This window comes from Allobosea sp. CER48, assembly GCF_044752385.1.
In the GTDB taxonomy this organism is placed as follows: Bacteria; Pseudomonadota; Alphaproteobacteria; order Rhizobiales; family Beijerinckiaceae; genus Allobosea.
Genome location: NZ_JBIWYK010000600.1, coordinates 1 through 1,590 on the forward strand (window position 1 = coordinate 1; position 1,590 = coordinate 1,590).

Here is a 1,590-nt window from a genome sequence, read left to right on the forward strand (position 1 = left end):
AGGCGGGCGCGCGGCCCGCCTTTCCTGAAAACGCGAGCGAGGTGCTCAGGCAGCCTGCTTGCGAGGCTGGATCAGCTTGCGGTTGACCAGCACCTCCGCGATCTGGATCGCGTTCAGCGCGGCGCCCTTGCGCAGGTTGTCGGAGACGCACCAGAAGGCGAGGCCGTTCTCGACCGTGGCGTCCTCGCGGATGCGCGAGATGTAGGTCGCGTCCTCGCCCGCCGCTTCATGCGGGGTGATGTAGCCACCGGGCTCGTGCTTGTCGATGACGAGGATGCCCGGCGCGGTGCGCAGAACCTCGCGCGCCTCGTCGGCGGTGATCGGCTTCTCGCACTCGATGTTGACGGCTTCCGAATGGCCGATGAAGACCGGCACGCGAACGCAGGTCGCGGTCAGCTTGATGTTCTTGTCGAGGATCTTCTTGGTCTCGACCATCATCTTCCACTCTTCCTTGGTGAAGCCGTCCTCCATGAAGACGTCGATCTGCGGGATGAGGTTGAAGGAGATGCGCTTCGGGAACTTCTTGGTCTCGACCTCGCCGGCCGAGAACACGGCGCGGGTCTGGTTGAAGAGTTCGTCCATCCCTTCCTTGCCGGCACCGGAAACCGACTGATAGGTCGAGACGACGACGCGCTTGACGCCGAACTTGTCATGCAGCGGCTTCAGGGCCACGACGAGCTGCGCGGTCGAGCAGTTCGGATTGGCGATGATGTTCATCTTCGAGAAGCCGGCGGCAGCCGCTGCGTTCACCTCGGGCACGATCAGCGGCACATCGGGGTGCATGCGCCAGGCCGAGGAGTTGTCGATGACGACGGCGCCCTGCGCACCGATCTTCGGCGACCAGGTCTTCGAGATCTCGCCGCCGGCCGACATCAGGCAGATATCGGTGTCGGAGAAGTCGTAATGCTCGAGCGCCTTCACCTTCAGCGTCCTGTCGCCGAAGGAAACCTCGGTGCCGACAGAGCGGGACGATGCCAGCGCCACGACCTCGCCGACCGGGAAGGCGCGCTCGGCGAGAATGTCCAGCATCTCGCGGCCTACATTGCCGGTTGCACCGACGACTGCGACCTTGAAGCTCATGATGTGATCCTTTGCGGATGGGGGCGGTTCGGATCTCCCTTTGGGGGCCTTCCCCACCCGGACTTCGGGCGGGTTCGGCGATCTGCCCCCGCCGGGGGGAGATGGGACCCGGAACCGAGGCGAAGCGTCAGCGCGACGTACCGGCTTTCCCGGTCGTCGTTTTGGTCGTGAGTTTCGTCGTCGTCAGACGGACAGTCACAGAGCCAATCCCGAAGGGCTGAAGAACTTCGCAAGCGGCGCATCGCTGCACCACGCCCTGTCAGAACACCCGCCGCGCGAAAAAGTCAATTCCCCCCAAGGCCCAAGCCTGCTTCGCCGTTAACCCTGCTCGTTGACCGCCTGTTCACGCTGTCGCCCGATCGGCGTCGCGCGGTAACCCGGCGGCGACTCTTCCCCGCCAGCCTGCTCCCGGGGGTGAAGGTTGGGCGCTGCCACGGCGCGGCGCGGGAGCGATGGGTTGCAGTTGCGTTCAGTCAGCATGGCTTCGAGGTTGCGGGCAGCGTTTACGCG

2 protein-coding genes are annotated in these 1,590 nt (G+C 64.9%); both read right to left on the minus strand.

Annotated features, from left to right (window positions below; genetic code table 11):
• Nucleotides 1-45: 45 nt before the first annotated feature.
• Nucleotides 46-1,080, minus strand: coding sequence for an aspartate-semialdehyde dehydrogenase (locus ACIPIA_RS15890; protein WP_400510941.1), 1,035 nt, complete (start codon nucleotides 1,078-1,080; stop codon nucleotides 46-48).
• Nucleotides 1,081-1,398: 318 nt separating this feature from the next.
• The coding region (locus ACIPIA_RS15895; RefSeq protein ID WP_400510942.1) for a hypothetical protein at nucleotides 1,399-1,590 on the minus strand (192 nt) is incomplete at its 5' end.